The organism is Paracidobacterium acidisoli (assembly GCF_003428625.2).
Taxonomy (GTDB): Bacteria; Acidobacteriota; Terriglobia; order Terriglobales; family Acidobacteriaceae; genus Paracidobacterium; species Paracidobacterium acidisoli.
The window spans coordinates 156,740-178,659 of the sequence record NZ_QVQT02000002.1 but is presented as its reverse complement, the minus strand read 5'-3'; the positions used below and the strand labels follow the sequence as shown (position 1 = coordinate 178,659).

The following is a 21,920-nucleotide window of genomic DNA, read 5'->3' as shown; positions in this document are numbered from 1 at the left end:
GCGCGTGCCCGTTCCTCGCAGGCAACACGCTCGCAGTAAAGCGAAACTAAGAAGACGAAGGCCGGCAGCGCTGTTCCCCTGTTCACACGCCGCAATTCCCCCGCCGGTGTGCCGCATTTGACGCCGGGTGGTACTTGCCCTTATAAACGTGGGTCTATAAGCATCACATTGGCGCATCGCGCCGGAAGTTTCCGAGGCACGTACAGAAATGGTTCGTATACAGGAATCGCGTCAGGGAGCAGGCATCGGTAAAGTCCCCCGCACCATTGCCGGGAAGATGCGTCCAGTGGCGACCCAGCCGCAGCAGCAGGCTCTGGATACCTACCAGAGTGCGCTCAAGCTGATGCAGGAAGGCAAATACGAAAAGGCCCGCGCCCTTTTCGAAAAACTCATTCAGGATGGTTCGCCCGAGATCCTCGAGCGGTCGCGCGTCTATCTTGCCGTCTGCGAGCGCAACGCGCGAAACATCTCGCTGAGCTTCACCAGCTCCGAAGAGCGGTATGACTACGCCATCTCGCTGCTCAATACCGGCAATTACGAGGACGCGCGCGACCAGTTCGAGGCGATCCTCAAGAGCAAAGAGGACGTCGACTACGCCCATTATGGTCTCGCCGTGCTCAACAGCATGACCGGCCAGGCTGAGGAATGCCTCCAGCATCTGTCCCGCGCCATCGCGCTCCGCGAGCACAATCGCATCCATGCCCGCAGCGACACTGACTTTCAGGACATGGCCGACGATCCGCGCTTTACCGAGCTGCTTTACCCCGAAATCTCGTAGCGGCAGCCCTCACACACTGCGCGCCGCTCGTCGTGCCCTGCGTCCCGATTTCTGTGTCCCGCGTCCGTTCTTTCGCAGCGGCAGGCGCAGCAGCGCATCCGCGACCCGGTCCGCGGCGTGACGCAGAACATTCCCTTCGGCGGCAAAATCTCCCTCGATGCAGCGAATGCCCATCGCTTCGATGCGCTCGATGTCCGGCTGAATCACATCCGCGCCCTCCGCGGCATACCGCTTCCGGATATCCTCTGAAACCGGCGCCGTATTCACCAGCGCGTAATCGAAGATCGGCTGGCCGGTATGCTCGTAAATGCGCTCGATATGCTGCGATGCCGTCAGATCCAGACTCTCGTTGGCCTGCGTCATCAGGTTCGCGATATACACCCGCTTGCCCTGCGCTCCCGCCAGCGCCTCCGGAATCCCCTGCACCAGCAGATTCGTGACCAGGCTCGTGTAGAGTGAGCCGGGCCCCAGGGTAATCAGATCGGCGCGCTCGATCGCCTCCAGCGTCTCCGGCACCGGCCGCGCATCCGCCGGCTCCAGCATCAGCTCGACGATCCTTCCGTGGCTCGCGCTGATACTCGTTTCCCCGCGCACCACCGAGCCATCGGCCATCTGCGCCGCGAGCGTCACATTGGAGGATGTCGCCGGATAGATATGTCCGCGCGTCGCCAGCACCTCGGCCGACAGCCGGATCGCCTGCCCGAAATCTCCCGTCATCTCCATCAGAGCGGCTACCAGCAGATTGCCCACGCTGTGGCCTGACAGGTCTCCGCCCGCCTGAAAACGATGCTGGAAGAGGCGTGAGATCAGATGCTCATCTTCCGAGAGCGCGACCATGCAGTTGCGCAGATCGCCCGGCGGCAGCATGTTGAAGTCGCGGCGCAGACGTCCGCTCGATCCACCGTCATCGGTCACGGTCACAATCGCCGACAGGTCGCTGATGCGGTACGGCACTCCATCGTGCTGCTCATATCCGCCGGACAGAGACGAAGGTGCGTAACGTTTCAGTCCGCGCAGCAGCGTGGAGAGACCGGTTCCCCCGCCCATCGCAACCACGCGCACTCCCGGCAGAGAAACGGAGGAAACAGAGCCTGTACTCACAGCTTCCAGTGTAGCCGTTCAGACGGCCGCAAGTCGCTTCCTCAGGCTTCGCTCCTCTTTGCCGATAAGGAACGCAAAGCGCTCCTGCCCACAGGCGAAAGCGTGCAGACAGCAACCCGAAAAGAGGCGTGAAGCGTACTCATGACCGTCATTAAGCTGCAGTGTCCGAAATGCGGCGAATTCGAGCTTACACGCGCGCACCGCGCAGGATTTCTTCAGCTTCGCATCTATCCAAAGCTCGGCCTTTATCCGTGGGAGTGCGCACAGTGCCGTCGCATATCCATGCTCAAAAGCCGCACCGGACGCTCACTCATGGCTCACGCCAGGGTGGAACACCGTACCGGGCCCGGCAGCATTCCGGCCCATCTGCACGCCGATTGTCAGCCGCAGCAGCCGTCACGGCCGCCCTTCACCCCCTGAATCAGAAACTTCGGCAATCCATTCCCGATCCGCATCCGGTCTCCTGCCATCTGCCATCCATCGTGGCCTGTTACACTGCCGTCCGTGAACTACCGCACGCTCCCCGTCTTTGTCGCCATCTTCTGTCTGGTCTCTCTTCCCCTCTTCGCGCAGTCCTCCGCCGCGCCCGCCGAAATCATCTGCTTCCACGGCAACATCCTTACCGGCGTTGCGCTGCAGTCCACCCGTCCCGAACGGGTCACCGCTCTGGCTATCGCGCATGGTGAAATCCTCGCCGCCGGTGATGACACCTCCATCCTCGCCCGCTACAAAGGCCCCTCGACGGAGCTTATCGATCTCCATCGTGCCTTCGTCATGCCCGGATTCAACGATGCCCATGTTCACCTGGGCGATGCCGCGCAGATTCTGCTCTCCGTCAACCTCACCGGAACGCACTCGCTCGCAGAGATGCAGCAGCGTATCCGCGATGCGGCACAGAAAGCCGCTCCCGGCGCATGGATCACCGGCGGCGGGTGGGATCACACCCTCTGGGCCTCGAAGCAGCTTCCCACCCGCGCCGACATCGACGCCGTCGCCGGCAGCCATCCCGCTTATTTCGTCCGCGTCGACGGACACATCGCCGTCGTCAGTACCGCCGCGCTCCGCGCAGCCGGCATCACCCGCGCCACGCCCGATCCTTCAGGCGGAAAGATCGATCGCGATGCCAGCGGCAACCCCTCCGGCATCGTTCGCGAGACCGCCCGCGCCCTCGTGGAAAAGCGCATCCCCGCACCCACTCCCGAGCTGCGCCGCAAAGGCATCGAGATGGTTCTTCAGGATGCCGTCAGCCACGGCCTTACCTCCGTGCAGGACAACTCCGGCTGGCAGGACTTTCTCGTCTACGAGCAACTGGAGCAGGAAGGCCGGCTTCCTCTGCGCATCAGCGAATGGCTGCCCTTCGACGCGCCCGTCGCCCTGCTCAGGGAACATCAGGCACATCACGCAAAGACCGACCGCATGCTCCACACGACCATGCTCAAGGGCTTCATGGACGGCTCACTCGGCTCGCGCACTGCGGCCCTCGACGCGCCTTACTCCGACGATCCCGGCAACTCCGGCATTCCCCGCTACGATCAGGCAAAGCTCAATCAGATGGCCGTCGAGCGCGCCAAAGCCGGCTTCCAGATGGGCTTCCACGCCATCGGCGATCGCGCTGTTGAAATGGCGCTCGATGCCTTCGCTGCCGCCGAGCAGGCCGATCCCGCCGCGCGCAGCGCACGCAATCGTATCGAGCACTCCCAGGTCCTCGGCCCTGATGATTTTGCCCGCTACCGGCAGCTTGGCATCATCGCTTCCATGCAGCCCAACCATCTGCTTACCGATATGAGCTGGGCCGCGCAGCGTCTCGGCCCCGATCGCTCAAAATACGCCTACGCCTGGAAATCATTCCTCGACGACGATGTGGCCCTGGCCTTCGGCACCGACTACCCCGTCGAGCCCATCACGCCCTTTCGCGGAGTCTATGCTGCCGTGACTCGTCAAAACGAAGCCGGCAATGCCGTCTTTGATCCTGAAGAGCGGATCACTCTTGGCCAGGCCATCACCGCTTACACCCAGGGATCGGCCTACGCTGAATTCGCCGAGACGTGGAAAGGAATTCTCGCGCCCGGCTATGCCGCCGACTTTGTCGTCCTCGACCGAGATCTCACCGCGGTTGCACCCAACGCGATCCTCGGCGCGACCGTTCTCCGCACCGTGGTTGCCGGAAAGACGGTGTATCAGGCAGCGGCCGCTGAAGCGAAACGCCGCTGAACCGTCTCTCGGCGAGTGAAGAGGCAGTTATTGGATCAATGCCAGGTGACTGGACAACTGCTGGCCCGCCAGATGGACGATGGCTTTATCCAGAGTAGCGAGCTTTGCCTTATGCCGCATAGCCAGCCCCAGCAGATAGGCATCAGTAATCTGCCGGTGGCCGAAAATCCTGTCCTCAAATGGGGCTGCGGCCTCACGGAAGCTACATTCCATCTGCAGAAAGCCATGCCCCGATTGCTGCACCAGACTGTCCAGCAATTCCTGCGCCTCGTTCAGCGTAATCTTTTCGCCGGTCAGCACTGGGTTCATCATCATCCGCAGAAACCCCGCCTGCGTAAGCGCGCAGGTACAGAATGACTTCCTGCCTGTGCGTAAAAACCACTCGAAGACACGGCTGTGCGCCTCGTGCTCCGGTAAATGAAGCGCAACCATAACATTTACGTCGAGCAGGTGCAGGCTCATTCCTCCTCGCTCTCCAGCCGCTTCACCTCATCCGTCGTAATTCTGCGGCTGCCGGAGGGTAAATCCAGAATCGCAAGTCCTTCCGCATAGCGAACGCGCGGCTTTTCTCTTGCACTGCGCTCGATCAGTTCCGAGACTGCCTGACTCATCGAGACGTCACAGGATTTCGCATACCGCATCACAAGCTCGGAAGCTGCATCAGAAAGCGTAACAGTGGTTCTCATACGCAAAAAATGATACAAATTGCCCCGCGTTGATGCAATCCGATTACGCCGCCACTTCGACTTCAGTCCGCCTTTTAGTCACCACTACCGCCAGCAGGGCCGAAGCCAGCAGAATGGCCGCCGCCAGTACAAACGGAGCCCCCGGCAGGTGCCAGGTATTGCCCGGCCGTACCGCCTCAGCGAAGACCGACGTAAACAGCGTCGGCCCGATCAGCGCCGTCAGCCCGCGAATACACTGCACCGCGCCCTGCAGCTGCCCCTGCTCGTGCGCCTCGACATGGCGCGTCATCATCCCCTGGGCCGCCGGACCCGCCAGCCCCCATAAACTCATCACCGGAATCCCCGCCAGAAAGCCCGCACCCGTTCGCGCCAGTCCATACACGGCAAAGCCGATCCAGCCAATTCCCAGTCCCGTCAGCAGCGTCCTTCGCTCGCCCAGCCTTCGCACCACCGGCTTCATCACAAAGGCGCCCACAATCGCCGAGCACACCCCCACCAGCGCCAGCGACAGTCCGACCGAGCGGTTGGTCCAGTCGAAGCGGTAATCGAGATACAGCACCCAGGCATTCTGCAGCGACTGCTGCGTTAGATAGCTCAGGAAGAGCACGCCCGCCAGTCCCAGCAGCTCGCGATGCCGACGCATCAGGGCCAGTGAGCCGACTGGATTCGCCCGCTTCCACGAAAACACGCCGCGCTTCTCCGGCGGCAGCGACTCCGGCAGCACGAGCAGGCCGTACATCGCATTCACCAGGCTCATCGCACCTGCCACCCAGAACGGCAGTCGCGGATTCACATTCCCCAGAATGCCGCCCAGCGCCGGTCCCAGCACAAAGCCCATGCCGAAGGCCGCGCTGACCATGCCGAAGGCCTCCGCGCGCGACTTCTGCGGTGTCACATCGGTGATATACGCCATCGCCGTCGGCACGCTCGCCGAGGTAATGCCGGAGATCACGCGTCCGACGAACAGCCATCCCAGCGTCGGCGCCAGCGCCATCACCAGGTAATCCGCGCCCAGTCCGAAATTCGACAGCAGAATCACCGACCGGCGCCCAAAGCGATCTGAGAGCGAGCCCAGCAGCGGCGAAAAAAAGAACTGCATCAGCGCCCATACCGTCACAAAGACGCCGTAGATCTCCACCGCCCGCGACTCGTTGCTGCCGATAAAGTCGGTCACCAGTCTCGGCAGCACCGGCGCGATCATCCCCATCGCAAACATATCCAGCGAAATGGTGACAAAGATGAATGCCACCGCCGCCCGCCGGCGTCCCTGGCTCTGCTCTGATCCGTTTTGCAGAGAATCGCTTCCGGCCGCGTTCTTCGACTTCTCCGCGGCTGACTTCTCTTCACTTCTGTTCGCCATACTTCCTCGATTGTCTCTGATCGCGCCACTGCGTGCCTGCAGAAAACGGACCCCTGCGGTTTTCGTGACCGGCTGCCTGTTTTCAGGGGTATTTCCGCCGAGTTCTCAGCCGCGTGAGCCTCCGGCATGGTTTGCTACCCTTTCCCCATGTCCGGCTCACGCTCCCTGCGCGCCCACGTCCTGCTCTTTGCCGTGGTCTTTATCTGGGGAGCCACCTTTGTCCTCGTTAAGGACGCGCTGCACGATATCTCTCCGCTGCTCTTCAATTTCCTGCGCATGACGCTGGCCTTTCTCTGCCTCGCGCTCTTCTATCGCCGGCACTTCCGGCGCATGAGCCGCCGGTCGTTCCTCAGCGGCGCTGTGGTCGGTCTCTGTCTCGCCACCGGATACCAGTTTCAGACCGCGGGACTTCGTCTTACCACGCCATCAAAATCCGCTTTTATTACCGGGTTGGTCGTCGTCCTCGTTCCGCTTCTCTCCGCGACTCCCTTTCTTCGTCCCGGCGGCGGAGACCCTCCCCGCTGGAATGCCTGGTGTGGCGCCCTCGCCGCTTTTGCCGGCATCGTTCTGCTCACGACACCCGCCCGCTCCGGCTTTGCTTTCTCCGCCATCGGCATCGGAGACCTCCTCACCCTCGGCTGCTCGCTCGGCTTTTCACTCCACGTGCTGGCTCTTGCCCATCTCGCGCCGAAGATTGCCTTTGAGCAGCTTGCCATTCTCCAGACCGGCTTTGCCGCGCTCTTCATGGCGATCAGTATGCCGCTCTTCGAGCGGCCCTTCGTTCACTGGACGCCTCGTCTTGTCACCGCCCTTCTGATCGCCGCCGTACTCGCCACGGCCGTAGCTTTTACCGTCCAGAGCTGGGCGCAGCAATACCTGCCTGCCACGCATACGGCTCTCATCCTTGCCTTTGAGCCGGTCTTTGCCTGGATCACCTCATTTCTGCTGCTCGGCGAGCGCCTCAGCCTTCGCGCCTCCGTGGGAGCTCTGCTCATCCTCGCCGGTATTGCCCTCACTGAATTCCTTCCCGCCGCCGTACAACCAACCGCTCACGAAGGGGTTCCACTGAAAGAAAGCCGCTGAACAAAGGACCGGCTGCACTTGTTTGTGACTGTTCCGCCCGCATCGGCGTCTAATAGCATTAACCAGGATGAGAGTTACGACCGATTCGTCCATCCCGCCCATATATCCCGCTCGCTTTATACTGGGGAGCAACACTTTCTAAGGCTTGCAAAGAAGATTCGAGGTTAGACCTGAAATGAAATCTCTGTCCGGATGGCTCCGCTATCGCCGTCTCACTTCCACCTTTACGATCCTCGCCACCCTTTCGGCCGGAATCCTCATCGGCTCCGTCGTGGCGCACGGCGTACGCGGCCAGGAATCCAAAGTGGACAGCACGGATGCAACGGCTCTGCAGATTCCCGCTCCGCGCCAGTTGCCCACCGATTTCACCCGCATCGCAAAGGAAGTCGGCCCGGCGGTCGTCAACATCAGCACAGAGACGCTGCCCAAACAGTCCTTGCAGCAGCCGCATCGCCATAACCCTCACTCCATGCAGCCTTTTCAGCAGCAGCCGCCCGATGGCGGCGACGGTGGCGATGACGATCAGGACCAGGATCAGGGACAAGGACAGGGCCAGGGTGGCCTGCAGGACTTCTTCAACCGCTTCTTCGGCATGAATCCCGATCAGGTCCCCGACCAGAGCGGCCAGGTGCGTGAATCCCTCGGCTCCGGCTTCATCGTCGATCCCAAGGGCTACATCATTACCAATAATCACGTGGTCGAAAAGGCCGACAGAATTATGGTTCGCCTCGCCAGCGATCCCGACGGCAGCCAGCCCCGCCCGGCAAAAGTGATCGGCGTGGACAAGTTCACCGACATAGCCGTGATTAAAATCAGCACCGACCGTCCTCTGCCGACCGTAAAACTCGGCAACTCCGACGGCTCCGAGGTCGGCGACTGGGTCATTGCCATCGGCAGCCCCTTCGCACTCTCCAAAACCGTCACCGCGGGCATCGTCTCGGCCAAGAACCGCACCCTGCCCGGTGGCGGAGCCGCCAGCCAGTTCCAGCACTTCATTCAGACCGACGCCGCCATCAACCCCGGCAACTCCGGCGGCCCGCTGCTGAACATGGCCGGCGAGGTCATCGGCGTCAATACTGCCATCTATACCCAGTCCGCGGGATACGAAGGTATCGGCTTCGCCATGCCGTCCAACACCGTTATCAATACTTATAACCAGCTCATCGGACCTGAGCACAAGGTCATCCGCGGCAGCATCGGTATCAGCTTCCAGGCCAATACTTCAAGCGCCGTCAGCCGCATCTATGGATTCAAATCCGGCGGCGTGCTCATCAGCTCGGTCCGTCCCAACCAGCCCGCGGCCAATGCCGGCCTCAAGGTGGGCGACATCATCGTCTCCATCGACGGCCAGCCCATCAAGGACGGCGACGAGCTGGTGTCGAACATCTCCTCGCGCCACCCCGGCAGCACGATTGACATCGGTTACCTGCGCAACGGCCAGGAACAGCATGCAAAGGTCACCGTCGGCGACTGGGAGAAGGTACAGGCCGGCGCCGGCGCCGATGATGACCAGGGCTCGGACAACAACAGCACGCCCGACACCGCGCAGAGCAGGCTCGGCGTTACCGTGAGCAATCTGCCCCAGGGAGCTCCGCAGACCCTGCACGGTGTTCTCATTCAGTCCGTCAAGCCGGGCTCGTTTGCCGATGAGATCGGACTCGATCAGTACGAGGGTGGAGTCATCACCTCCGTGAACCGGCATCCGGTGCGGAATGTGAATGACTTCCAGACTGTCGTCGCCGCCATTCACTCCGGGCAGGACATTGCCTTCGAGATCGTCGATCCGCAGCACCCAGGGAACGGCAGCGCGTACATCGGGGGCACCCTCCCGTAACGAAGCACAGGAATCAGACTCGGCTCCTCCGGTACAGGGGCCGGGTCTGGTTTTTGTTGCATTTTTCAGGATTCGCCGTTAGTCTGCACTTTTAGCGTGGTGCGGGCGGCCGCGTAAGTCCCCTGTTTTGAACACCGGCGTCTTCAGCAAATCAGGAGATGGCAGATGTTCCCGGAGATTTTCGCGGAAACGTACTGAGACCGGAAGCTGGAATCTCAACATGCCCGTACCTCTCGTCCGTCATATCAGTCGTTGAGGTTTACCGCATGGTTTCTGTTCGAACCTGTCAGATGGTGCTGTTGAGCGCAGCGCTTGCTGTCACCCCCGCATTTGCAAGCCGCTCCCACCGCGCCGCCACGGCAGGCCACTCGCACAGCCTGCACAAAAAGCACCATGCCGCTGTGCATATCGTTCGCGGCCAGCGTGAAATCGCTCCTGAGCGTGCCCGTGAAATTCAGGAGGCGCTGATCCACCAGAACTACATGAACGGCACTCCCTCCGGTCAGTGGGACACGGAGACCGAATCGGCGATGCAGAAGTACCAGGCCGATCATGGCTGGCAGACGAAGCTGACCCCTGACTCCCGCGCGCTCATCAGACTGGGCCTCGGTCCCGATCACCAGACGGGTGGCCTGCAGACCGCCGCGGATAACAATAGTGGTCCCGCGCCTGCTTCTCCTGCAGTGGCCCTTCCCTCTTCGAATTTCTCGAATACTCTCGCGGACGCGCACTCGATTCAGAACTAGCAACGGTTCAGAACCAAAAACAAAGACCACAGAGGATCATCCCCTGTGGCCCATCGTTTTTCTGCGGTCTGTTCCTCTGAATCAGCCTTTGCTCGCTGCCAGGTGCCCGGAAATGCGCTTTGCCGTGTACATCGCACCGTACGCAAAACGTGTCAGCGGTCCGAAGGAGTTCGCCGAGGCCACGCCCACGAAATACAGCCCCGGAACCGAAGACTCGAAGGAGCGGTTCAGCACCGGCGTGTCCTCAATCGCATGAATCTCATGCCGCAGCGTGTCATCCAGGAATTTCAGCCTCTGCAGAGAGACGCGATAGCCGGTTCCGGCAATCACATGATCGACCACCAGCTCCTTTGCATCGCCGTTGCTGCCGATCTTCAGGTGAACCTGGTTTCCTTTCACCTCGGCCTGCATCAGCTCAGTGCTCATGTGCAGCGGGACGCGCCCTACCACCTTTTCCTTTACAAACCATCCAGGCGCGGGCCCCAGATGCCGCCGCACCACGCGGAAGCGGAAATCCTGCGGCATGGCGTGAAAGACCAGAGGAGCATCGGTGCAAAGCCGGGAGCGCCAGCCCAGTCCCAGTCCTGAGCGCGGCTTCGTGAGGCGCTCCATCAGCGGGCGGGGCTCGTTCGGCGGATCATGAAACGTGATCGCCTTCCGCCGTGCCACGATCTCCGCCTCTGCGCCCTCGTCCTGCAGAATCGCGGCGATATCCACCGCCGAAGCGCCGGCTCCCAGCACCGCAACTCTGCGGCCTTTGAACGGCGACAGATCTCCGTATGCCGAGCTGTGCGTCACAAACTCGCGCGGAAGCGACGCCAGCTCCGGAGGCAGCCATGCGAAGTGTGTAATGCCGGCGGCCACGACGACCCGGCGCGCCAGTACCTTCTCGCCCGTCTCCGTTTTCACTTCAAATCCCTGCGGCACGCGCCGAACCGAAGCGACGTTGACCGGCTCCAGGTGAGGAACCATCCGCTTCTGAAACTCCAGCCCATAAGAGGTGAAGGTATCCACCGGAACAGGAATACCCACATCCGCATACGGCTGGCGTGTCTCATCGCAGTAATGACGCAGCGTGAAGGCCCCGTCCGGATCGTAAAGGCTTGAGGCAAAGCCGTCGGACTTCAGCAGCATGCCCTTTGGCATCATCGTCTGCCAGCTCTGCATCGGGCGGCCGAAGATGCGATAGCTAACTTTTTTCTTATTGAGATGGGCAGCAATGGAAAGCCCGTAAGGCCCGGCACCCACAATAACGACATCGATAACCGGTGAATTCACGGTCACGCTCCTGTCCGATCGAATTCTGACACTTTTTCTGTAACAGCCGGATTCACATCCGGTGAACGGATATACAGATTTGCCATAGGGGAGAGAAATACGCTGCAGTCTGTCAAGCTCTGCGCAGCATGCTCAGGCATCAGCATGCGTGACTATAGTAGCCTTTTTTCGTTTGGCTGCTCATGCCACGAACGTGCTATTCTTGCCACCCCGGATCAGAGATACTGTCGGTATCATGGTATCGGCAGATTGCTACAGGCGATACCTTCCCCGTCTATCTCAGCACCTGTGACAACACCTGCAGCTGGCATCGCGCAGCGTTGCCGGCGAACGACCTGCGGCATTCTGAGACTCTGAGCCATCATTCCGGCAGAAGTAAGCACGAGCTTTTTTGAACGACCCACAGCAACCCGCCGTTCTCCTGGCAGCCACCGTATGGTGGCCTCTCTCCGCGCGCATGGCGATGCGGATGATCGCCTGTGGCTGCCGTGTGTCGGCGCTCTGCCCGCGCGGCCACATGCTGCGCCACGTGCACGGCCTCACTGCAATCTACCGTTATCGCGGTCTCCGCTCCATGGCCTCTCTTGAAGCGGCAATCCGCGCCGCCCGGCCCGATATCATCGTTCCCTGCGACGATCGCGTCGTTGCGCAGCTTCATGCGCTCCATACACAGCATCCCGACCTGCGGCCGCTGATCGAATCCTCTCTGGGATCGCCTGCCGCATACAGCATCGTCAGCCAGCGCGAGCTGCTGCTGAAGACCGCTCAGTCTCTCGGCATCCGCATTCCCGAGACGCGATGCATCCGCTCCGAAGCCGACATTCACTCCTGGTTCACCGGCTCCGCCTCTTCTGCCGTCATCAAGCTCGACGGCACCTGGGGTGGTCTTGGTGTCGAGATCGCTCACTCCGAAGAGGAAGCGGTCACCGCCTTCCACCGCTTTTCCCGTCCACCCGGCCTCGGCACCGCCATCAAGCGTCTGCTCATCGACCGCGATCCCGTCGCCATCTGGGGATGGCGCACCCGTACGGCCCCGGTCATCACCATCCAGCAGTTCATCTCCGGACGCCCGGCCAATGCCATGCTGGCCTGCTGGCGCGGTGAATTACTCGGGCTCGTCAGCGTCGAAGTCCTCAGCTCACAGGGCGCTACCGGAGCCGCTTTCATCGTCCGCATTCTCGATAATCCGGAGATGGCCGAGGCCGCGCGGCTGCTCGCCTCCCGCCTCGAGCTCACCGGATTTTATGGCCTCGATTTCATGCTCGATTCCGCTACCGGCCACGCCTGGCTGATCGAGATGAATCCACGCTGCACGCAGCTCGGCCATCTGCCGCTGCCAAAACAGGGTGACCTGGCCGGTCTCCTCTGCACCCGGCTTACCGGAAGACCCTGCATCAGCGGCGAAATCCCCGTCACCGGCGGAATCGTCGCCTTCTTTCCGCAGGCCATCTCATGGAACCCGCGCAGCACCTTCATCCGCAGCGGCTATCACGACGTTCCCTGGGAGCAGCCGGACCTGGTGCGGGAGCTGCTCCTCGACATCTGGCCCCGCCGCCAGTGGCTCTCCCGCCTCTATCACCACTTCCGCCGCATGCAGGCACCCGAAGCCGCCGACTTCAGCGCACAGGACTCAGCCGCCGAAAAATCTCCGGATGCTCTCTCTGCTTCGCTCTCGTCAAAGGGTTCGCGCGGGCCGTCGTCCTCTGATCCGTCCTAACGCTGGCCTGCGCCGACTCTCATCGCCGGCTCCCTTGGAACAGCTCGCACGCCCGTGACTCCTGCTGCTGCGCTCGCTCCCGATACCTCCGCCACACGAAAGATCTCGAAGTCGGCTTCAGGAAAGGTGCCTGACCGGCGCGAGAGCAGCGGCTCCTGCGTTCCGCGCAGATAACGCGAGAAGAAGGCGAGCGCATACTGGCCGATAATCGCATGAGCACGCGCCGGAGCGATCGTGCCCGCTCCGGTCCGCGACCGCAGCGGTGAATACAGTGCGCGATCGCTGAAGTTCCAGTGGCTCGTTCCGTCAATCGCCAGCCGGAAGCCTCCAAAGCGCCGTAACCCGGCCTCCACCGCCGCACGGTTCTCACGGTCCATCTGCCAGTATCTCTGCGCCGGCTCAGGAAGCGATGCAAGCTCACTGTCCGGAGGAGCCATCATGGTTCCCTTCTCGTACATCAGCATCAGCGGCTTGTTCAGCCCACGTGCCAGCACATCGCCGAAGCTCCATCCGTCCATATTGAGCGCCGCGCGAATGCGCCCATCGAGATAACATGCCTCTTCTGCCGCTGCGCCGCCCAGCGAGTGCCCCAGCGCTCCCACCCGGTTCGCATCCATGCTGCGATACCACTGGCTTCGCGGATCGTTGTTCAGGGCCAGCATCTGGTCGAGAACAAAAATATCGTCCTCGGCCTCGATCCGCGTATAGCGGCTGCCCAGCGCCAGTTGTTCCTCAATCGTCGAATGATCGAAATTCCCGATATCCGGCGCCCCGCTCGCATCCGTCACCTGTCCGTCTGGAAAAGCCACCCTGCCTGAATACCAGGTGTGATCGATCGAGACCACAATAAAGCCGTGGCTCGCCAACTCCTGCATCAGGAAGGTGCTTTGCGTGCGCTGTCCCATCCATGCCGGATTGAAGATCAGCAGCGGCCACGGTCCGCCATGCGAAAACAGCGGAGCATCGGTGCGGGACCGCGTGCGCAGCACCGACTGGTACGACGAGACCGGCGTCGTCTCCTTCCAGCGGCGATACACAGCGAACGGATGATTTGAAGGGCGCGCCGGATACCAAAGCTGCACCATCAGCGGACGTCCGCCGGCATCTTTTCCCTGCTGCTCTCCGGAAAGCGGATCGCCGGAGGTGTCGCGGCCTGTATCCGTGAAGCAGAGAAGGCTCGTTCCTGTGGCGTAGGGTCCGGTTGGCGTGGGCAGATGAAACATGGGCAGCACGTAGCAGAGCACGCACGAAGCCGCCGTCAGCAGCAGAGCCACAAGCCCGGTTCCCCGCAGCGCGACCACCGGTGCCACATCTTCGGCACGCACCGCGAGGCTCACAAACAGCAGCAACGCCACCGCCAGATACAGCGGTCCGAGCTGCCAGTGAACGCCCTCATAAATGGCATGAACTGCCGTCACCACCAGCAGCAGAAGAAAGAACAGGTGCGTCTCGCGCACCCCCAGCCGCATGCCTGCCAGCAGCGCAAACGAAACAGGCACGACGAGGCAACACATTAAAAATTCAAGAGGCCGCATAGCTCACCCGGTCAGCAGGAGCAATTGCCGAAAGAGTCGGAAGTTTTCAGGCGTTTTCCTTGTACTCGATCAGCTTCTGTCTTCTGCCTTGCCTTGCATTGAGATCGAACTGCAATTGCCCGATGCCGATGGGGATCTGCTGCAGATGAGAGTGGATACCGTAGAGGAGGAGGGTGAGTGGGGAGGCCGATTTCCAGCGTGCATGCCATGCAGAGCGCATCGACAGAATCAATAACAGACCCGTCCAGACTGCGACAGGCAAAAACGACCGCCACAGAATACTCGCGGCAATCGCACTCAGCAGAGAGATGGCCCAGAACCCCCCGCGAAGGAAGTTCTTTCTTCGTTGTGGCTGCCAGAGCGGGTCCGGAGTGTTACGAAACCGTCTGGAGACTTCAGCATATGCATGACCGGCGCGAAGTGCGCGCTTCCAGTACTGGCTGAAGCGTGTCATCGCCAGGTCATGCCCTGTCATGGGGGTGTCTGTATGCAGAATACTATAACCCTTCGTGCGCATGCGGCGGCACAGTTCAGGCTCCTCGCCGGCAATCAGCGTGGCGTCGTAGCCTCCGACCGCCTCCAGCGCTTCGCGCCGCATCAGCACATCACCGCCGCAATAGTCGGTCACTCCGGGCGCAAAGACCCAGTCAAGATCGAGAATGCGGTTGTAGACAGACTTTTCCGGATGAATCTCGCGGCGATGTCCCCACACCGCGGCAATCTTCGGATCGGCGGAGATCGCCTCCATCGCATGGCGCACAAAATCCGGGTGAAGAATCGTGTCGCCGTCGAGAAACAGAATGTACGCCGACCGCGCCATCGTCCATCCGGCATTGCGGCCCAGTGCCGCCGTGGGGCGCTCAGGATGCAGCTCCGCGACCCTCGCGCCGGCCGCAGCCGCAAGCTGCACGCTGCCGTCGGTCGATCCTGAATCCGCGTAAATCACCTCAATCTCGCCTTCGACTCCGCGCAGCGCGCGAATCGAATCGAGACAGCGCGCCAGCCGCTGCCCCTCATTGCGTCCGATGACCACAACGGAGAGCGCGGGAGCCGCCGGAAGCGCGTCGGGTTGCCTCATGGCAGCCTCTGCGGCTGGAATCGGTGTCTGCATCAGATCACCGCCTCCATCTGCGTCGTCGCGGCAGCAATCTCCACGGGAGCAGCCTGGTTCCGGTCTTTGCGCGGCAGGATGCGTGCCGGAATCCCGACCGCAATCGAGTTCGACGGCACGTCCGTAATCACCACTGCATTTGCGCCGATCGCCACATCGTCTCCGATATGGATCGGGCCCAGAATCTTCGCGCCCGCGCCGATATCCACGCGGTTGCCGATCACCGGCGATCCGCGATGTCCGGTATGACGAAGCCCCACCGTGACCCCGTTGCGAATCACGCAGTCATCTCCGAAGACCACATCGCCGCTGATAATGATGCCGCCAAAGTGGTCGATCCGGAATCGCCGTCCCAGCGTCACCTCGCACGGCAGCTCGATCCCGGTCAGAATCTCCGAAACCGGCTTGAGCAGCTTGTACAAAAAAGAGAATGGCACCCGCAGCAGGCGGGGGCGAATGCCGTAACGCCAGCGTCCGAAGCGGTAGACCACCATCACCCACAGACCCTGGCGCGCAGGATCGCGCTCATAGGTACGCCAGTCCTCGCGCAGATTATCGAACACAGCCGGCTCCCGGCGCCGTTTGTCGCGTTATAAACGAGCCGTATGCCGCGCGGATTGAACGATCAGGTGCCACACTCCGCCTCCGGCTTGTCTTTCTTCTCGGCAATACCGAACTTCTGCAGCTTGTAGAGAAACGCCTTGTACTCCAGGTTGAGGCGTGCGGCCGCCTGCCGCCGGTTCCAGCGCGTCGACTCCAGCGTATCCAGCAGCAGCTTCGCCTCAGCCTGCCGTGACTCCTCCGCCAGCTTGTCCATCGACGAGACATTGCCGTTCCCGGCGAAGCGATAATTTTCCGTCAGGCTCAGCACCGGACGCGGACGGCTCTGCTCCATGTTTCGCGCCAGCTCGTCCACCAGCATCGTCGCGCTCTGATACACCAGATAGCGCCGCATCACGTTTTCCAGCTCGCGGATATTTCCCGGCCAGTGATACTCAAGCAGAATGCTCTTCAGATCCTCGGTCATCATCGGCGCTGCCGTTCCAGGCCGCAGATGCCGCCGCAGCAGATTCTCCGCCAGCGGCAGGATCTCGTCCCGGCGCTCGCGCAGCGGCGGAATCACGATATTGATTACGTTGAGCCGGTAATAAAGGTCTTCGCGGAAAGTTCCCTGCTCGATCGCGCGGCGCAGGTCGCGGTGCGTCGCCGCCAGCACCCGGACATTGACCTTGATCGTGCGGCTGCTGCCGAGCGGCTGAATCTCACCGTCCTGCAGAACCGTAAGCAGTTTGGCCTGCAGGCGAACGTCCATATCGCCGATCTCATCCAGCAGAATCGTGCCGCCCTGAGCAATCTCAAACCTTCCCGGCTTATCGGTCACCGCGCCGGTAAATGCGCCCTTCTCATAGCCGAAGAGCTCGCTCTCCACCAGCTCCGAAGGCAGCGCCGCGCAGTTCAGCTTCAGAAACGGCTTGTTCGCCCGCGGCGAATACGCGCACAGACGGCGGGCCATCACTTCCTTGCCCACTCCCGTCTCGCCGTGCAGCAGCACGGGCACATCGGCCAGGCCGACGCGGGTAAGAAACGCGGTCGAAAACAGCGGCAGGCTGTCATCCGCCATCTCCGGAGCCGGCATCGGCTGATGCTTCGCAGCCTTTTCGGCAAGCGCTTCGGCAGCATGCACTGCGTGCCGCACGGTGTCGCACAGCTCGCTCAGCGTCGACCCTTTGTCCACCGTGCGAAGGTTGGCGTTTCTGACCGGAAGCTCCGGCAGATCGCCGTGGATGGCATCCGCCATCACAATAATCTGCAGATAAGGATGCAGCGTGGAGATTTCCGTGAGTGCGCTTACGTCGTGCTGTCTCCGCATGCTGACCGGAAAGAGAGCCACGGCCGCGGACGCCGCCGGGTCGCGCAGGTAGGAGATGGCATCGGCGATCTCCCGTATCGGGAGAACGCTGAATTCCTGGTCGCCAAGGCGGCGGTAGAGATCCGAATTTTCACCAACGAGAACAATTTCGCCAGACATATTGAGGTAGTAAGGACCCGAAGAACTCCGCATAAAGAATGGAGAAAAAGAAGCAGGACACTCTGATCCGGCACCGGTCTTTATATATATACAGAGCGGAGTCCGCTCCCGTGCCGGTTGCCATTCCCACCCAGACCGCTTCAGCAAATCTCTGAAGCCTGTTCTCTCTGCGCGGGAACTACTTCATTAGTACCGGTCCGTTGGAAGGAGGGCAATAACGCTTTCGTGTCGATTACCATCGTTTTTCTCCACGCTCCATCCGCGTAACCAGAGTAAGTGTAACCCCATCCGCGTCCCTTCCCCTTTCTCTTTCAAAGCCTGACTCCGCCGCCATCTCTGCTTTTGTTTTTTGCAGAAAACAAGAGCGCCCTTCTATGGAGAAGCGGACTCCCTTCTCGTGGCGCGAAGTGCAGAAAAAGCAGCGCAGAGCCGCATGATTGCTGCCTCGCCCACTTATCTGTTTTCCATCCGTCTTTTTCAGCGTCCGAACGACGCACTCCCCAGGAACATTTCTTGCCGTTTGGGAATCATGGATAAATTTGGGAACATCTCCGGCTCGATCCACAGCGAGAAGTTCAACAAAATGTTGCCAATTGCTCTTTTCCCGGTTTGGCACACCGATTGCACTATGTCCAGGCATCAAGGTTCCGTACCAGATGGCCGGCGCCTGGAAATACATAACGTTGGGTAACAAAAAGTGCCAATTAACCGAGACATATACCCAAACCTGAAGCTGAGGATGTTCACCAGCGGGATTCGACAGAATCGCCTGGCGAAGATGCTGGGCATCGACGAAGCCCACCTCAGCAAAATCGTTAACGGATTCCGCGAACCCAGTCATGACCTTCGGACTCAGATCGCAGAGATACTTCACAGCGATCCCGAATGGCTCTTCCACAAGATGCTGGTGACCGAGGAAGGCCTGGTCATCGATAACCAACCCGCGTACCCGAACAAATAGATTCGGATCGCCAGATACACCTTTTTAACTGCTACCTCCCCGTTGTGTTACTTCCGACAAATTTCAGTCTGCTGCGATCAGTTCCTGTAACTGACCTGGGCTGAGCCCGGATGTCAATTGAAGGAAACGAGAGAGATCATCATCATGGAATCCACCACCTCAGCTGCTTCCGCATGGTTCGCACTCCAGACGCGCTACCGCTTTGAAGAGCGGATCGCGACGGAGCTCGAAGCCAAAGGATTTGAGAGCTATCTTCCCCGTCTGAAGGAAACCCATCAGTGGAAGGATCGCAAAAAGGTCCTGGATGTACCGGCGTTCGGCGGCTATATCTTCGCCCGTTTCGACCCCTCCCTCCGGAACCGCGTGCGCGTTCTGGAAACGGCCGGTGTGGTTCGCGTCCTCGGCCATCATGGCCGGCCCGAGCCCGTTTCGGAGCTGGAGATCGAAGCCCTGCGCCTCGCCCTTGAAAGCGGAGTGCAGTGCGAGCGCCATGAGCACCTCGAGGTGGGATCGAAGATCTCTGTGCGGCGCGGTCCTCTGGCCGGTCTCAGCGGTCAGGTTATGCGCCTCGGAAACCGGGTGAGGATCTTCGTGAATGTCGTTTCGGTGCACCAGTCGATCTCGGTCGAAGTACCCCTTGAAGACATCGACCCGCTCGACATCCCTGCCGAACAGCTGCCCGTTGTCTAGGGCTGTGACGCTTATGCCTGTAGCTGTGTATACCGCTCCCCCAGAGAACGGAATCAGAGAAATGCAGAATACGACTTTTAATACAGTGGCTGTCCTTGGGGTCCCGTTTCACAACGTCACAATGGACGACGCCGTCTCCTTCATCGACAGAAAGATCGAGGAAGGCGGGTTCCATCAGGTTGCGACCGCAAACGTTGATTTTCTCATGCACGCCATCCGCGATCGCGAGCTGCAGGAGATTCTCTGCTCCTGCTCCCTCGTCGTTCCCGACGGCATGCCCATCCTCTGGGCCTCGAAGCTGCTCGGCAGCCGCCTGCGCCAGCGCGTCTGCGGTGTCGATCTGGTCCCGCGCCTGGCCGAGCTGGCCGTGCGGCGCAACTACCGCATCTTCCTCCTCGGCGCCAGCGAGTCCGTCTCGCAGCGCGCCTCCGAGAAGCTGAAGCAGAAGTATCCCGGCCTTCAGATCTGCGGGCGTTATTCCCCGCCGGTCCGCCCGCTGCAGCAGATGAATCATGACGAGATTCTGCAGAAGATCGAAACCGCCAATCCCGACATCCTGCTCGTCGCTTTCGGCAACCCCAAGCAGGAAAAGTGGCTCTCGATGCATCGCGACCGGCTCAAGGTCCCTGTCTGCATCGGCGTCGGCGGCTCGCTGGACTTCATCGCCGGGTCGGTGGCCCGCGCTCCGAAGTGGATGCAGCGCGGCGGCCTCGAATGGCTCTATCGCATGCTTCAGGAGCCGAAGCGGCTCGCGCAGCGCTACATCGGCGATGCGCTCGGACTCGCGGCGCATATGCCGCAGCAGCTCGTTACTCATGCCATGCAGCCGCGGCAGGTCACCCGCTCCGGCATCTTCGCCGACCGCACCGAGAACACCATGGTCGTTTCGATCTATGGCGACTTTGCAGGAGGCACCCTGACCGAGTTCAGCACCATCGCCCGCGATGCCGTCTTCAGCGGCATGAACCTGGTCCTGAACCTCTCCCAGACCACCTATCTGAGCGCCGATGCGCTGGGCGAGCTGATCCATCTCCGCTCCACCCTGCTGCCCGGCCAGCAGCAGCTCTGGCTCGCCGAAATGCGTCCGCACCTGCTCCGTCTGCTGCAGGCAGCGCGCCTCAACACATACTTTATGACGACCTCCAGCGTGCGCGACGCTCTCTACCGCACCGCCCGGGCCGAGCAGCGGATGCTGGCCCATGCCGCAGCTCTTCCCGGACACGAGTGCGTGGCTCAGAGCGGTGTGCAGGTTCGCGTTGAGCTGCTGCAGGGGATCTGCCAGCGCGTAGCCGCCGCCAGCCACCCCTCCCATGACGGATTTACCGGACCGACAGGCACCGTTGGTGGGTATACCTTCAACACTTCTGTGGGATAACAACGCAGCCGGGATTAAGAGACACTATCAGCGTATTTAGCTCAGGTTAAGCCATGCCAGCGATCGTATTTGCAGCGTTAATAGCATCGATATACCAGATAAAGCGCCGCGGCGTAAGCGAAGCGGTGCTGCGGGTCTATCTGCCTGCGCTGCTGCTGATCCCCGGCATTTATTCCCTGCGCCTCTCGCACCTGCCGCCTCTCAACTTCAGCAGCCTCGCCATCTACCCCATCGGTATCGCTCTTCTCTTCGGCCACATGCGCGAATGGAAGCTGACCCGGACCGATCTCTGGGTGATGGTCTTCATGGCCGGCGCGTTTTACTCCAATCTCGTCGCCACCGGCATGAACGATGCCATCTTCTTCATGTTCGACATGGTGGCCTCCGCGCTCTTTCCCTACATGATCGGGAAGCTGCTGCTGGAACAGCCGGGAATGCGTGAGCGCTTTGCGCGCCGCTTCGTTGGCCTTATGTTTATCGCCGCCGTGCTCTCCCTCTGGGAGTTCCGCATGGGAACGAACATCTTCACCACCGCCTTTGCCAGCTTCTTTCCCGGCCAGCAGCCGTGGCTGATGCAGGTTCGCGGCGGATGGGTTCGTGTCGCCGCCTCCTATCAGTCCGCTGAGCTCTGCGGCATCGTCTTCCTGGGCGCGCTGATGTTCGGACGCTGGCTGGTCTTTGTCGATAAGGACAGGCCGGAGAAACGGTACTTCCGCGTTCGCCGCTCCGTCATCATCTTTCTGGCCCTCGCGCTCGGCGTCTTTATGTCGGAGTCGCGCGGACCCTGGCTGGGTGGAATCCTCGGTCTCGTCATCGCCCAGGTCGGCGCCTCCAAAAATGTGCGCCGCGCGGTCACCATCGTGGGACTGCTCCTGGCCATCGGCGGCACCGCAGGCTACTTCTATGCGCAGAGGTACACTGCCGGCTCCATTTACGACGCCGACAACCTCGAGCAGGAAAGTGCCATTTACCGCCGTCAGCTGCTTGAAAACTACAAACCGATCGTCGAGCAGGGCGGATTCTTCGGATGGGGCGCCGTCAACTTCCCCAAGGTCCCGGGACAGAACTCGGTCGATAATGAGTTTCTCCTCGTACAGATCACCCAGGGCCAGCTTGGATTCTGGCTGTACGTGCTGCTGTGCGGCGAGGCGGCGTTCTCTATCCTGCGCGCCACGCAGAGAGGCACCAATCCGGTCGATCTCTGCTTCTATACCTGCCTCGGAGGACTGCTGGGCGGTGAATTGCTCACCCTGACCACGGTCTACATGGGCGGCCAGACCTATATGTTGTTTTTCCTTGCGGTCGGCTGGAGCCAGTCGCTGCGTGAGACGCAGACAGCCACCGCTACAGCTCCACAACTCGCGCCTGGACGGTTCGCCTTCCAGAAGGTTTTTGCCTGAACGGACAGGACTGCAACGTGACAGC

Annotated in this window: 19 protein-coding genes; 10 read left to right on the top strand and 9 right to left on the bottom strand. The window is 61.1% G+C overall.

The features are described 5' to 3' along the window. Positions 1 to 208: 208 nt before the first annotated feature. A complete protein-coding gene (locus D0Y96_RS04405) occupies positions 209 to 778 on the top strand; it encodes a TPR end-of-group domain-containing protein (RefSeq protein ID WP_117298159.1) in 570 nt (189 codons plus the stop codon). A 9-nt stretch (positions 779 to 787) separates the two neighbouring features. Here the strand turns inward: D0Y96_RS04405 and D0Y96_RS04400 are convergent, their stop codons facing one another. Then, positions 788 to 1,879, bottom strand: a complete 1,092-nt coding sequence (locus D0Y96_RS04400) for a gluconeogenesis factor YvcK family protein (protein WP_434090768.1) — start codon at positions 1,877 to 1,879, stop codon at positions 788 to 790. Between the two features lie 504 nt (positions 1,880 to 2,383). On the opposite strand from D0Y96_RS04400, the gene D0Y96_RS04395 reads away from it, so the two are divergent. After that, positions 2,384 to 4,090: an amidohydrolase gene (locus D0Y96_RS04395; protein WP_117298156.1), complete on the top strand. Its 1,707-nt coding sequence runs from the start codon at positions 2,384 to 2,386 to the stop codon at positions 4,088 to 4,090. A gap of 27 nt (positions 4,091 to 4,117) precedes the next feature. Here the strand turns inward: D0Y96_RS04395 and D0Y96_RS04390 are convergent, their stop codons facing one another. From D0Y96_RS04390 to D0Y96_RS04380, 3 genes are all read right to left on the bottom strand, one after another. Further along, the gene (locus D0Y96_RS04390) at positions 4,118 to 4,552 is read right to left on the bottom strand and encodes a TA system VapC family ribonuclease toxin (RefSeq protein ID WP_117298155.1); all 435 of its coding nucleotides are present in this window, start codon (positions 4,550 to 4,552) and stop codon (positions 4,118 to 4,120) included. Beyond that, entirely contained in the window at positions 4,549 to 4,701 is a 153-nt protein-coding gene (locus D0Y96_RS04385) for a hypothetical protein (RefSeq protein ID WP_158562201.1), read from the bottom strand. The genes D0Y96_RS04390 and D0Y96_RS04385 overlap by 4 nt, the downstream gene beginning before the upstream one ends. Positions 4,702 to 4,819: 118 nt before the next feature. Continuing rightward, positions 4,820 to 6,136: a TCR/Tet family MFS transporter gene (locus tag D0Y96_RS04380; RefSeq protein WP_117298154.1), complete on the bottom strand. Its 1,317-nt coding sequence runs from the start codon at positions 6,134 to 6,136 to the stop codon at positions 4,820 to 4,822. Positions 6,137 to 6,262: 126 nt separating this feature from the next. On the opposite strand from D0Y96_RS04380, the gene D0Y96_RS04375 reads away from it, so the two are divergent. The 3 genes from D0Y96_RS04375 (at position 6,263) to D0Y96_RS04365 (ending at position 9,799) form a co-directional block, all read left to right on the top strand. Further along, complete coding sequence (locus tag D0Y96_RS04375; protein ID WP_252263485.1) at positions 6,263 to 7,219, top strand: DMT family transporter; 957 nt, start codon at positions 6,263 to 6,265, stop codon at positions 7,217 to 7,219. A 175-nt stretch (positions 7,220 to 7,394) separates the two neighbouring features. Further along, positions 7,395 to 9,053, top strand: a complete 1,659-nt coding sequence (locus D0Y96_RS04370) for a trypsin-like peptidase domain-containing protein (protein WP_117298152.1) — start codon at positions 7,395 to 7,397, stop codon at positions 9,051 to 9,053. Between the two features lie 266 nt (positions 9,054 to 9,319). After that, positions 9,320 to 9,799, top strand: a complete 480-nt coding sequence (locus tag D0Y96_RS04365) for a peptidoglycan-binding domain-containing protein (protein ID WP_117298151.1) — start codon at positions 9,320 to 9,322, stop codon at positions 9,797 to 9,799. A gap of 81 nt (positions 9,800 to 9,880) precedes the next feature. Here the strand turns inward: D0Y96_RS04365 and D0Y96_RS04360 are convergent, their stop codons facing one another. Next, positions 9,881 to 11,077 carry an NAD(P)-binding domain-containing protein gene (locus D0Y96_RS04360; RefSeq protein ID WP_117298676.1) on the bottom strand — a complete coding sequence of 399 codons (1,197 nt, stop codon included), beginning with the start codon at positions 11,075 to 11,077 and terminating at the stop codon, positions 9,881 to 9,883. Positions 11,078 to 11,468: 391 nt separating this feature from the next. Between D0Y96_RS04360 and D0Y96_RS04355 the strand changes: the two genes are divergently transcribed. Continuing rightward, positions 11,469 to 12,794, top strand: a complete 1,326-nt coding sequence (locus D0Y96_RS04355; RefSeq protein WP_117298150.1) for an ATP-grasp domain-containing protein — start codon at positions 11,469 to 11,471, stop codon at positions 12,792 to 12,794. On the opposite strand, the gene D0Y96_RS04350 is transcribed toward D0Y96_RS04355, so the two are convergent. From D0Y96_RS04350 to D0Y96_RS04335, 4 genes are all read right to left on the bottom strand, one after another. Beyond that, complete coding sequence (locus D0Y96_RS04350; protein WP_215601607.1) at positions 12,791 to 14,293, bottom strand: alpha/beta hydrolase family protein; 1,503 nt, start codon at positions 14,291 to 14,293, stop codon at positions 12,791 to 12,793. The genes D0Y96_RS04355 and D0Y96_RS04350 overlap by 4 nt on opposite strands. Positions 14,294 to 14,375: 82 nt before the next feature. Then, positions 14,376 to 15,407, bottom strand: a complete 1,032-nt coding sequence (locus D0Y96_RS04345; RefSeq protein ID WP_117298675.1) for a glycosyltransferase family 2 protein — start codon at positions 15,405 to 15,407, stop codon at positions 14,376 to 14,378. A gap of 32 nt (positions 15,408 to 15,439) precedes the next feature. Then, positions 15,440 to 16,003: a serine O-acetyltransferase gene (locus D0Y96_RS04340; protein ID WP_117298148.1), complete on the bottom strand. Its 564-nt coding sequence runs from the start codon at positions 16,001 to 16,003 to the stop codon at positions 15,440 to 15,442. A gap of 62 nt (positions 16,004 to 16,065) precedes the next feature. Then, the gene (locus D0Y96_RS04335) at positions 16,066 to 17,469 is read right to left on the bottom strand and encodes a sigma-54 interaction domain-containing protein (protein WP_158562199.1); all 1,404 of its coding nucleotides are present in this window, start codon (positions 17,467 to 17,469) and stop codon (positions 16,066 to 16,068) included. Positions 17,470 to 18,208: 739 nt separating this feature from the next. On the opposite strand from D0Y96_RS04335, the gene D0Y96_RS20675 reads away from it, so the two are divergent. The 4 genes from D0Y96_RS20675 to D0Y96_RS04315 all read left to right on the top strand — a co-directional run bounded on the left by D0Y96_RS20675 (position 18,209) and on the right by D0Y96_RS04315 (position 21,895). Then, on the top strand, positions 18,209 to 18,430 hold the full coding sequence (locus D0Y96_RS20675) for a helix-turn-helix domain-containing protein (RefSeq protein WP_117298145.1): 222 nt from the start codon (positions 18,209 to 18,211) through the stop codon (positions 18,428 to 18,430). 117 nt (positions 18,431 to 18,547) lie between these two features. Beyond that, positions 18,548 to 19,120, top strand: a complete 573-nt coding sequence (locus D0Y96_RS04325; protein WP_117298144.1) for a UpxY family transcription antiterminator — start codon at positions 18,548 to 18,550, stop codon at positions 19,118 to 19,120. A 61-nt stretch (positions 19,121 to 19,181) separates the two neighbouring features. Then, positions 19,182 to 20,495 carry a WecB/TagA/CpsF family glycosyltransferase gene (locus D0Y96_RS04320; RefSeq protein WP_158562197.1) on the top strand — a complete coding sequence of 438 codons (1,314 nt, stop codon included), beginning with the start codon at positions 19,182 to 19,184 and terminating at the stop codon, positions 20,493 to 20,495. Positions 20,496 to 20,548: 53 nt separating this feature from the next. Then, positions 20,549 to 21,895 (top strand): O-antigen ligase family protein, encoded by a 1,347-nt coding sequence (locus D0Y96_RS04315; RefSeq protein ID WP_117298142.1) that lies wholly within the window; start codon positions 20,549 to 20,551, stop codon positions 21,893 to 21,895. Positions 21,896 to 21,920 lie beyond the last annotated feature (25 nt).

Coding starts and splice junctions, on each gene's coding strand:
- D0Y96_RS04405 (WP_117298159.1), top strand. CDS start 209: ATGGTTCGTATACAGGAATCGCGTCAGGGAGCAGGCATCGGTAAAGTC.
- D0Y96_RS04390 (WP_117298155.1), bottom strand. CDS start 4,552: ATGAGCCTGCACCTGCTCGACGTAAATGTTATGGTTGCGCTTCATTTA.
- D0Y96_RS04385 (WP_158562201.1), bottom strand. CDS start 4,701: ATGAGTCAGGCAGTCTCGGAACTGATCGAGCGCAGTGCAAGAGAAAAG.
- D0Y96_RS04380 (WP_117298154.1), bottom strand. CDS start 6,136: ATGGCGAACAGAAGTGAAGAGAAGTCAGCCGCGGAGAAGTCGAAGAAC.
- D0Y96_RS04375 (WP_252263485.1), top strand. CDS start 6,263: ATGGTTTGCTACCCTTTCCCCATGTCCGGCTCACGCTCCCTGCGCGCC.
- D0Y96_RS04370 (WP_117298152.1), top strand. CDS start 7,395: ATGAAATCTCTGTCCGGATGGCTCCGCTATCGCCGTCTCACTTCCACC.
- D0Y96_RS04365 (WP_117298151.1), top strand. CDS start 9,320: ATGGTTTCTGTTCGAACCTGTCAGATGGTGCTGTTGAGCGCAGCGCTT.
- D0Y96_RS04345 (WP_117298675.1), bottom strand. CDS start 15,407: ATGAGGCAACCCGACGCGCTTCCGGCGGCTCCCGCGCTCTCCGTTGTG.
- D0Y96_RS04335 (WP_158562199.1), bottom strand. CDS start 17,469: ATGTCTGGCGAAATTGTTCTCGTTGGTGAAAATTCGGATCTCTACCGC.
- D0Y96_RS20675 (WP_117298145.1), top strand. CDS start 18,209: ATGTTCACCAGCGGGATTCGACAGAATCGCCTGGCGAAGATGCTGGGC.
- D0Y96_RS04320 (WP_158562197.1), top strand. CDS start 19,182: ATGCAGAATACGACTTTTAATACAGTGGCTGTCCTTGGGGTCCCGTTT.
- D0Y96_RS04315 (WP_117298142.1), top strand. CDS start 20,549: ATGCCAGCGATCGTATTTGCAGCGTTAATAGCATCGATATACCAGATA.